The following is a 7,454-nucleotide window of genomic DNA, read 5'->3' on the forward strand; positions in this document are numbered from 1 at the left end:
CCGGCGATCGCGGAGTGTCAGCCAATAAAAATGTTGAATGATAAACCGCTATCGCCGGCAAGCCGGCTCCTACACGGTTGTGGTCAGCCTGTAGAAACAGAAACCCCGGCACTGGGCCGGGGCTTCTTTGCATCCTTACAACCTTAAACCAGCGCAGCGATAGCCGCGTTGAAAGTGTTGCTTGGGCGCATGGCCTTGCTGATCAGCTCGGCATTGGCGTGGTAGTAACCGCCGATGTCCACTGGCTTGCCCTGAACGGCGTTGAGCTCGGCAACGATGGTCGCCTCGTTCTCGGTCAGGGTTTTTGCCAGCTCGCCAAACTGCGCTTGCAGTGCAGCGTCTTCAGTCTGGGCGGCCAGGGCCTGAGCCCAGTACAGCGCCAGGTAGAAGTGGCTGCCGCGGTTGTCGATGTTACCGACTTTGCGCGATGGCGACTTGTTGTTGTCCAGGAACTGGCCGGTGGCCTGGTCCAGGGTCTTGGCCAGAACCAGCGCCTTAGGGTTGTTGTAAGTAACGCCCAGGTGCTCAAGGGAAGCGGCCAGAGCGAGGAACTCGCCCAGGGAATCCCAGCGCAGGAAGTTCTCTTCCAGCAGTTGCTGAACGTGCTTCGGTGCGGAGCCGCCGGCGCCGGTTTCGAACAGACCGCCGCCGTTCATCAACGGAACGATCGACAGCATCTTGGCGCTGGTGCCCAGTTCCATGATCGGGAACAGGTCGGTCAGGTAGTCGCGCAGTACGTTGCCGGTCACCGAGATGGTGTCCTTGCCTTCGCGGGTGCGGCCCAGGGTGAAGGCCATCGCGTCGACTGGCGACATGATGCGGATGTCCAGGCCGGAGGTGTCGTGATCCTTCAGGTAAGCCTGAACTTTCTCGATCACTACGCCGTCGTGAGCGCGCATTGGGTCCAGCCAGAAAATCGCCGGGGTGCTGCTTGCGCGAGCACGGTTGACGGCCAGTTTGACCCAGTCCTGGATCGGCGCGTCTTTGGTCTGGCACATGCGGAAGATGTCGCCGGCTTCAACCGACTGCTCCAGCAACAAGGTGCCTTTGCTGTCCGTCACGCGGACAACGCCGTTGGTCTTGATCTGGAAAGTCTTGTCGTGCGAGCCGTACTCTTCGGCTTTTTTCGCCATCAGGCCAACGTTTGGCACGCTGCCCATGGTGGTTGGATCGAAAGCGCCGTGCAGCTTGCAGTCTTCGATAACGGCCTGGTAGATGGTGGCGTAGCAGCGATCCGGGATCACAGCCTTGGTGTCGTGCAACTGACCGTCAGTGCCCCACATTTTACCGGAGTCACGGATCATCGCCGGCATCGAGGCGTCGACGATCACGTCGCTCGGCACGTGCAGGTTGGTGATGCCTTTGTCGGAGTTGACCATGGCCAGCGAAGGACGAACGGCGTAGACCGCCTGGATGTCCGCTTCGATCTGCGCTTGTTGCTCGGCAGGCAAAGCCTTGATGCGAGCGTACAGGTCGCCGATGCCGTTGTTCAGGTTGAAGCCGATCTGTGCCAGCACGTCAGCGTGCTTGGCCAGTGCGTCTTTATAGAACTCGGCAACGATCTGGCCGAACATGATCGGGTCGGAGACCTTCATCATGGTGGCTTTCAGGTGAACCGACAGCAGCACGCCCTTGGCTTTGGCGTCTTCGATCTCGGCAGCGATGAAGCTGCGCAGAGCGTTTTTGCTCATGACCGCGCAATCGAGGATCTCACCGGCTTGCACGGTGGTCTTTTCTTTCAGGACGGTGGTGGTGCCGTCTTGAGCGATCAGTTCGATTTTGACGGCGTCAGCGGCGTCGATCAGGGCAGCTTTTTCGCTGCCGTAGAAATCGCCGGTGCTCATGTGCGCGACGTGGGACTTGGAGTCCGCAGCCCAGGCGCCCATTTTGTGCGGGTGCTTGCGAGCGTAGTTCTTGACCGACAGCGGGGCACGACGATCGGAGTTGCCTTCGCGCAGAACCGGGTTCACGGCGCTGCCCTTGATCTTGTCGTAACGCGACTTGGCTTCTTTGTCGGCGTCGCTGGTCACGGTTTCCGGGTAGTCCGGCAGTGCGAAGCCCTGGGCTTGCAGCTCTTTGATCGCGGCCTGCAGTTGCGGAACCGAAGCACTGATGTTCGGCAGCTTGATGATGTTGGCTTCTGGCGTAACGGCCAGGTCGCCCAGTTCGGCGAGGTGGTCGGCTACGGCTTTGTCACCCAATTGCTCGGGGAAGCTGGCCAGGATGCGCCCTGCAAGAGAGATATCGCGGGTTTCAACGGCGATATCAGCCGAAGCGGTGAACGCTTCTACGATAGGCAACAGTGAATAGGTGGCGAGGGCTGGGGCTTCGTCGGTGAAGGTATAGATGATCTTCGAGCGGGTGGGCATATTCGGATTAACTCTCTCTTCTTTGCTAAAGCGTGCGCAGAAACTCGAGGGGCGCCGGGTAAGCGCGTTCGTTCAAAGTCATCCATGAGCCGAATGTCGAGATTTGTGCGCGGTGATGTTGGGTGCATCAGTCGAGCGTCAAGCGGGTGGACTGCGGTAACAGTCCTGCTTTTTCGGGTCCAAAGTCTCGTGCTAGAGAGGTCGGCCGTCGTGACTCTGTGGTCAGCGGGCGGCATTATACATAGGTAGCTGGCAATCTGCCGATGGTTCATACGTAACGATTGTCGTCCATTGGTCTAAAGGTCGCAGGGGAGTGCAGGGCGTAGAGTCGTTGGCCGTGCTTGAGTTTGGCGCTTTTCCCTTTGCTTTCAGGCTTGTAGAACACGAACTGCGCAGCTTTGCAGTCGATGGGCAGAACATAGGGTTTGCGCGCCGATTTAACTGGGGTACGCTCGGACGAAGCCAGATGTTCAATCCAAACAATGGAGTTCAGCATGGGATACAAGAAGATTCAGGTTCCAGCAGTCGGCGACAAAATCACCGTCAACGCGGACCATTCTCTCAATGTTCCTAACAACCCGATCATCCCCTTCATCGAAGGCGATGGTATTGGCGTTGATATCAGCCCGGTCATGATCAAGGTTGTCGATGCTGCTGTTAAGAAGGCTTACGGCGGCGAGCGCAAAATTTCCTGGATGGAAGTCTACGCCGGGGAGAAAGCGACTCAGGTTTACGATCAGGACACCTGGCTGCCTCAGGAAACCCTGGACGCAGTCAAGGACTACGTGGTTTCCATCAAGGGCCCTCTGACCACGCCGGTCGGCGGCGGCATTCGTTCCCTGAACGTGGCCCTGCGTCAGCAACTCGACCTGTACGTTTGCCTGCGCCCGGTGCGCTGGTTCGAAGGCGTGCCTAGCCCGGTCAAGAAGCCAGGCGACGTCGACATGACCATCTTCCGTGAAAACTCGGAAGACATTTATGCCGGTATCGAGTGGAAGGCCGGTTCGCCGGAAGCGACCAAGGTCATCAAGTTCCTCAAAGAAGAAATGGGCGTCACCAAGATCCGTTTCGACGAAAACTGCGGTATCGGCGTCAAGCCGGTGTCCCTGCAAGGCACCAAGCGTCTGGCGCGCAAGGCTCTGCAGTACGTGGTCGACAACGACCGCGACTCGCTGACCATCGTGCACAAAGGCAACATCATGAAGTTCACCGAAGGTGCCTTCAAGGAATGGGCCTACGAAGTGGCGGCTGAAGAGTTCGGCGCGACCCTGCTCGATGGCGGTCCGTGGATGCAGTTCAAGAACCCGAAAACCGGCAAGAACGTCATCGTCAAGGATGCCATCGCCGACGCCATGCTCCAGCAGATCCTGCTGCGCCCGGCCGAATACGATGTGATCGCGACCCTGAACCTGAACGGCGACTACCTCTCCGACGCCCTGGCGGCGGAAGTGGGCGGTATCGGTATCGCACCGGGTGCCAACCTGTCCGACACCATCGCCATGTTCGAAGCGACCCACGGTACTGCGCCGAAGTACGCCGGCAAGGACCAGGTCAACCCGGGCTCGCTGATCCTGTCCGCCGAGATGATGTTGCGTCACCTGGGCTGGACCGAAGCGGCCGACCTGATCATCAAGGGCACTAACGGCGCGATTTCCGCGAAGACCGTGACCTATGACTTCGAACGTCTGATGGGCGGCGCGAAGCTGGTGTCTTCTTCCGGGTTTGGCGATGCACTGATTTCGCACATGTAAGCGAATCGGCACAAAAAAACCGCCTTCGGGCGGTTTTTTTTATGACTGGGTAACGGCTTGCGTCAGTTCGACACTGTTTCTTTGTGGGGGGCGGGTGTGGGCAGTTCGTTAGAGGCAGGCGCCGCCGTAATCTTCACGGCGTGCAGGCCTTTAGGGCCTTGGACGATCTCGAATTTCACGAGCTGCCCGGCCTTGAGGGTTTTGTACCCGTCCATTTCAATGGCGGAATAATGGGCAAAGAAATCGATCTCTTTACCGTCCTCGTCCTGCCCTTCGCGGGCGTCGGTGTTGATGAAACCGAATCCCTTGGCATTGTTGAACCATTTCACCTTACCGACAGCCATGCTCATATCCCTCTGCAACAGACTCCATCACTGGAGTATCATCCAGTACATCCGCAGTCGAATCCTGTAAATAAGATTGACTCCGCGGACCTTTTTTACCCACTGTGGGCTCTATTGGTTGTAACACCGTTTTGCCGATAGTCAAGGTGACCCGGCAGTCGGTATTGAAATCGTTCATAACCGTCCCCACTACTGTATTCGCACAACTGACGAACCTTTCTTTCCATGCATGCAATCAGCCAGATTCGACTAACATTCAATCAGGATCGCCCTGATTTACACGACGACGATTCCGCAGGCATTGCTGTTCAGGAGGCCAAGCCTGCTTTACAGGCGCCGCCGATGTACAAGGTGGTTTTGTTTAATGATGACTACACACCGATGGATTTCGTCGTCGAAGTGCTCGAGGTGTTTTTTAACCTGAATCGCGAGCTGGCGACCAAGGTCATGCTGGCCGTCCACACAGAAGGACGGGCAGTATGTGGAGTGTTTACCCGCGACATTGCCGAGACCAAGGCCATGCAGGTCAACCAGTACGCCAGGGAAAGCCAGCATCCGCTACTCTGTGAAATCGAGAAGGACGGTTAATCGCCGACCACTTGGGTATGAGGTGAAGCTATGTTAAACCGCGAGCTCGAAGTCACCCTCAATCTTGCCTTCAAGGAGGCCCGTTCGAAGCGTCATGAATTCATGACCGTCGAACATCTTCTGCTGGCCTTATTGGACAATGAGGCTGCCGCCACCGTTTTGCGTGCCTGCGGCGCCAACCTCGACAAACTCAAGCATGATCTGCAGGAGTTCATCGACTCCACCACGCCGTTGATCCCTATTCATGATGAGGATCGCGAGACCCAACCTACCCTGGGCTTCCAGCGTGTTCTGCAGCGTGCTGTTTTCCACGTACAGAGCTCGGGCAAACGCGAAGTGACTGGCGCCAACGTGCTGGTTGCGATCTTCAGTGAGCAAGAAAGTCAGGCAGTGTTCCTGCTGAAACAGCAGAGCGTTGCACGCATTGATGTCGTCAACTACATCGCACACGGCATTTCCAAAGTGCCGGGGCATGGCGATCACTCTGAAGGTGAGCAAGATATGCAGGACGACGAGGGCGGTGAGTCTTCTTCTTCAGGCAATCCTCTGGATGCTTATGCCAGTAACCTCAACGAACTCGCGCGCCAGGGTCGAATCGATCCGTTGGTAGGTCGTGAGCTCGAAGTCGAGCGCGTCGCGCAGATCCTCGCGCGTCGACGCAAAAACAACCCGCTGCTGGTGGGCGAGGCGGGCGTGGGTAAAACCGCGATTGCCGAAGGCCTGGCCAAGCGTATTGTCGACAACCAGGTGCCGGACCTGCTGGCCAACAGCGTGGTGTATTCCCTCGACTTGGGCGCCTTGCTGGCCGGGACCAAATACCGCGGCGATTTCGAGAAACGCTTCAAGGCGTTGCTCAATGAGCTGAAAAAACGTCCGCAGGCGATCCTGTTCATCGACGAAATTCACACCATCATCGGTGCGGGTGCCGCGTCCGGTGGCGTCATGGATGCCTCGAACCTGCTCAAGCCGCTGCTGTCGTCCGGTGACATCCGTTGCATCGGTTCGACCACCTTCCAGGAATTTCGCGGCATCTTCGAGAAGGATCGTGCCCTGGCACGACGCTTCCAGAAAGTCGATGTGTCGGAACCGTCCGTGGAAGACACCATCGGCATCCTGCGTGGCCTGAAAGGGCGTTTCGAGCTCCATCACAATATCGAATACAGTGATGAAGCCCTGCGCGCCGCTGCCGAACTGGCCTCGCGTTACATCAATGACCGGCACATGCCGGACAAGGCCATCGACGTGATCGACGAGGCGGGCGCCTACCAGCGTCTGCAGCCGATCGAGAAACGCGTGAAACGCATCGAAGTGCCTCAGGTCGAGGACATCGTCGCGAAAATCGCGCGGATTCCGCCAAAACACGTCACCAGCTCCGACAAAGAGCTGCTGCGTAACCTTGAGCGTGACCTGAAGCTGACGGTGTTTGGTCAGGATGCCGCAATCGACTCGCTGTCGACTGCGATCAAACTGTCCCGTGCCGGCCTCAAGTCGCCTGACAAGCCTGTCGGTTCGTTCCTGTTCGCAGGCCCGACCGGTGTCGGTAAAACCGAAGCGGCACGTCAGTTGGCCAAGGCGTTGGGTATCGAGCTGGTTCGTTTCGACATGTCCGAGTACATGGAGCGCCACACCGTATCGCGTCTGATCGGTGCGCCTCCTGGCTACGTCGGGTTTGATCAGGGCGGTCTGCTGACCGAAGCCATCACCAAGCAGCCTCACTGCGTGCTGTTGCTCGATGAAATCGAGAAGGCGCATCCGGAAGTCTTCAACCTGCTGTTGCAGGTCATGGACCACGGTACGCTGACCGATAACAACGGGCGCAAGGCGGACTTCCGTAACGTGATCGTCATCATGACGACCAACGCCGGTGCCGAAACCGCAGCGCGTGCTTCGATCGGTTTCACCCATCAGGACCACTCGTCCGATGCGATGGAAGTGATCAAGAAGAGCTTCACGCCGGAGTTCCGCAACCGTCTGGATACCATTATCCAGTTTGGTCGCCTCAGTCATGAGGTCATCAAAAGCGTGGTGGACAAGTTCCTTACCGAGCTTCAGGCGCAGTTGGAAGACAAGCGCGTGCAGCTGGAAGTGACCGACGCGGCGCGCAGCTGGCTGGCGGCAGGTGGTTACGACTCGGCAATGGGCGCTCGGCCGATGGCGCGTTTGATCCAGGACAAGATCAAGCGTCCGCTGGCGGAAGAGATTCTCTTTGGCGAGCTGGCTGATCATGGTGGCGTGGTGCATATCGATCTGAAGGACGGCGAGCTGACCTTCGAGTTTGAAACCACGGCTGAAATGGCCTGACGGTTGTTGATCTGTTGTAAAGCGAAAGGCGCCTTCGGGCGCCTTTTTTGTTGTCTGCTTGGTTTGGGTGCATATCCGTTTCTTTGGTAGCGGCGGCTATT

At 57.8% G+C, this 7,454-nt stretch carries 6 protein-coding genes; 3 read left to right on the forward strand and 3 right to left on the reverse strand.

From position 1 onward, the window contains the following. Positions 1-143: 143 nt before the first annotated feature. Both J4E42_RS27600 and J4E42_RS27605 read right to left on the reverse strand, forming a co-directional pair. Positions 144-2,369 carry an NADP-dependent isocitrate dehydrogenase gene (locus J4E42_RS27600; protein ID WP_207286634.1) on the reverse strand — a complete coding sequence of 742 codons (2,226 nt, stop codon included), beginning with the start codon at positions 2,367-2,369 and terminating at the stop codon, positions 144-146. Positions 2,370-2,637: 268 nt separating this feature from the next. Continuing rightward, positions 2,638-2,865, reverse strand: coding sequence for a hypothetical protein (locus tag J4E42_RS27605; protein ID WP_032829130.1), 228 nt, complete (start codon positions 2,863-2,865; stop codon positions 2,638-2,640). Between J4E42_RS27605 and icd the strand changes: the two genes are divergently transcribed. Next, the gene (gene icd, locus J4E42_RS27610; RefSeq protein ID WP_207286635.1) at positions 2,864-4,120 is read left to right on the forward strand and encodes an NADP-dependent isocitrate dehydrogenase; all 1,257 of its coding nucleotides are present in this window, start codon (positions 2,864-2,866) and stop codon (positions 4,118-4,120) included. The two genes, J4E42_RS27605 and icd, sit on opposite strands and share 2 nt — an antisense overlap. A gap of 62 nt (positions 4,121-4,182) precedes the next feature. Here the strand turns inward: icd and J4E42_RS27615 are convergent, their stop codons facing one another. Next, a complete protein-coding gene (locus tag J4E42_RS27615; RefSeq protein WP_207286636.1) occupies positions 4,183-4,464 on the reverse strand; it encodes a cold shock domain-containing protein in 282 nt (93 codons plus the stop codon). Positions 4,465-4,689: 225 nt separating this feature from the next. Between J4E42_RS27615 and clpS the strand changes: the two genes are divergently transcribed. Both clpS and clpA read left to right on the forward strand, forming a co-directional pair. After that, the gene (clpS, locus tag J4E42_RS27620) at positions 4,690-5,052 is read left to right on the forward strand and encodes an ATP-dependent Clp protease adapter ClpS (protein WP_015094394.1); all 363 of its coding nucleotides are present in this window, start codon (positions 4,690-4,692) and stop codon (positions 5,050-5,052) included. Between the two features lie 30 nt (positions 5,053-5,082). Continuing rightward, positions 5,083-7,353 carry an ATP-dependent Clp protease ATP-binding subunit ClpA gene (gene clpA, locus J4E42_RS27625; protein WP_008033994.1) on the forward strand — a complete coding sequence of 757 codons (2,271 nt, stop codon included), beginning with the start codon at positions 5,083-5,085 and terminating at the stop codon, positions 7,351-7,353. Positions 7,354-7,454: the final 101 nt, after the last annotated feature.

Source organism: Pseudomonas sp. FW300-N2A2 (genome assembly GCF_017351735.1).
GTDB lineage: Bacteria > Pseudomonadota > Gammaproteobacteria > Pseudomonadales > Pseudomonadaceae > Aquipseudomonas > Aquipseudomonas migulae.

Coding starts and splice junctions, on each gene's coding strand:
- J4E42_RS27600 (WP_207286634.1), bottom strand. CDS start 2,369: ATGCCCACCCGCTCGAAGATCATCTATACCTTCACCGACGAAGCCCCA.
- icd (WP_207286635.1), top strand. CDS start 2,864: ATGGGATACAAGAAGATTCAGGTTCCAGCAGTCGGCGACAAAATCACC.
- J4E42_RS27605 (WP_032829130.1), bottom strand. CDS start 2,865: ATGCTGAACTCCATTGTTTGGATTGAACATCTGGCTTCGTCCGAGCGT.
- J4E42_RS27615 (WP_207286636.1), bottom strand. CDS start 4,464: ATGGCTGTCGGTAAGGTGAAATGGTTCAACAATGCCAAGGGATTCGGT.
- clpS (WP_015094394.1), top strand. CDS start 4,690: ATGCATGCAATCAGCCAGATTCGACTAACATTCAATCAGGATCGCCCT.
- clpA (WP_008033994.1), top strand. CDS start 5,083: ATGTTAAACCGCGAGCTCGAAGTCACCCTCAATCTTGCCTTCAAGGAG.